Genomic DNA, 1,945 nt, shown 5'->3' on the forward strand with positions numbered 1-1,945 from the left:
CCGGGCCCGGCCCGGCCCCGCCCGGCCCCGCCCGGCCCGGCCCGGCCTGGCCCGGCCCCGCGCGGCTCGGGCTGGCCTGGCCCGGCTCGGCCCGGCCTGGCCCGGCTCGGGCTGGCTCGGCTCGGCCGGGCCTGGCCCGGGCCGGGCGCCGGGCCGGTCCTGGGCCGGGCCGGGGGCCGGGCTTCGTGGTCCGACGCGCCGGGCTTCGCGTCCGGTTCCGCGTCGGCCGGGCCGGCGCCCGGGGGCCGGTCATGCCGATCCGGTCGTGGAGCGCGGGGACGCCGCCTCCAGCACGGCCCGCCGTTCCTCCTCGGTGAGCCCGCCCCACACCCCGTAGCTCTCCCGGGTGCGCAGCGCATGCTCCAGGCAGGCGCGGCGCACCGGGCACCGCGCGCAGATCCGCTTCGCCAGTGCGTCCCGGCCCTCACGGTCCTCACCGCGTTCGCCGGCGGGGTGGTAGAACGGGCCCGTCCCCCACGACCGGCAGAGCGCCCGCTGCTGCCACTGCCAGTGCCGCAGCTGCGCCCCGGGAAGCCGCGTGACGTCACTCATCCCCGTACCGTCCCTTCCGTCAGTTCCTTCGATTCCTTCGAACCTTCGTGGGTATGTCCGTCGCCTGCTCGGCCTCACTCCGATGGACACGGACGCGTCTGACCGCTGCACGGCGGTCGAAACCTCTCCCTGCGCCGCCGTAACGCCGCGCCCGTCCGCTCGTTGTCGGTACAGGTCAGCGAAGTGCGCGGGTTCCCCGAGGTGGAGACACCTCGGGGGATCCGCGTTGGTGTTCCCGGCCCGGTGCCGTGATTGACTGCGGTACATGGATCGCGTACCCCCCTTCGACCCCGAACTGGGCCTGGCGCTTTCGGCGTTGGACCGCGCCGCGCGGGAGCCGTTCACCCCGGAGAACCTCGCCGCCCGGCAGGCGCACGACGTCGCGGTCCGGCGCCGCCCGACCGTCGACGAGCTCCGGGCGGGCGGCACGTTCGAGGTGGAGGAGCTACGGGTGACGGGGCCGGCGGCGGCCACGGCCGGGACCGGGGGCCCCGACGGGACCGCCGGCACCGAGCTGACGCTGGTCTCCGCACGGCCGGCCGGGGTGACCGAGCCGCTCCCGTTGCTCTACTACCTGCACGGCGGCGGGATGATCATGGGCAATGCCTGGTCGGTGCTCCCGCGGCTGCTGCGCGAGTGGGTGCTGCCGCTGGGGCTGGCCGTCGTATCGGTCGAGTACCGGCTGGCGCCGCAGGCGCGGTATCCCGCCGCGGTGGAGGACTGTTACGCCGGGCTGGCCTGGGCCGCCGGGCACGCGGACCGGCTGGGCGTCGACCCCGCCCGCATCGTGGTCGGCGGCAAGAGCGCGGGCGGGGGGCTCGCCGCGGCCCTCGCGCTGCTCACGCGGGACCGTGGCGGGCCCGTACCGATCGGGCAGTTGCTCCTGTCCCCGATGCTGGACGACCGCAACGCGACCTTCTCCTGCGGCCAGATGGCCGGCGTGGACCTGTGGGACCGGACCTCCAACGCCACGGCCTGGCAGGCACTGCTCGGCGACCGGTACGGGGACCCGGACCTGCCGGCGTACGCGGCGCCGGCCCGTGCCACGGACCTGTCGGGGCTGCCGCCCGCGTACGTCGACGTCGGCTCGGCCGAGACGTTCCGGGACGAGTGCGTCGGCTACGCCAACGGCCTGTGGCAGGCCGGCGGGGAGGCCGAACTCCACGTGTGGCCGGGCGCCTTCCACGGCTTCGACACCTTCGCCCCGCAGGCGGCCCTCACCCACGACGCCCGCCGAACCCGCACCCGCTGGCTCCGCCGCATCCTGGCCCGCACCACGGACCTGTCGGGGCTGCCGCCCGCGTACGTCGACGTCGGCTCGGCCGAGACGTTCCGGGACGAGTGCGTCGGCTACGCCAACGGCCTGTGGCAGGCCGGCGGGGAGGCCGAACTC

General features: G+C 76.5%; 2 protein-coding genes. One reads left to right on the top strand and one right to left on the bottom strand.

Annotated features, from left to right (window positions below):
* Window positions 1-249: 249 nt before the first annotated feature.
* Window positions 250-552: a WhiB family transcriptional regulator gene (locus EF918_RS35300; RefSeq protein WP_125652927.1), complete on the bottom strand. Its 303-nt coding sequence runs from the start codon at window positions 550-552 to the stop codon at window positions 250-252.
* Window positions 553-817: 265 nt separating this feature from the next.
* Between EF918_RS35300 and EF918_RS35305 the strand changes: the two genes are divergently transcribed.
* The coding region (locus EF918_RS35305; RefSeq protein ID WP_148141345.1) for an alpha/beta hydrolase at window positions 818-1,945 on the top strand (1,128 nt) is incomplete at its 3' end.

This window comes from Streptomyces sp. WAC06614 (assembly GCF_003949795.1).
GTDB lineage: Bacteria > Actinomycetota > Actinomycetes > Streptomycetales > Streptomycetaceae > Streptomyces.

What these genes read in the sequence shown, in the direction of transcription:
- EF918_RS35300 (WP_125652927.1), bottom strand. Translation starts at nt 552, where the DNA reads ATGAGTGACGTCACGCGGCTTCCCGGGGCGCAGCTGCGGCACTGGCAG.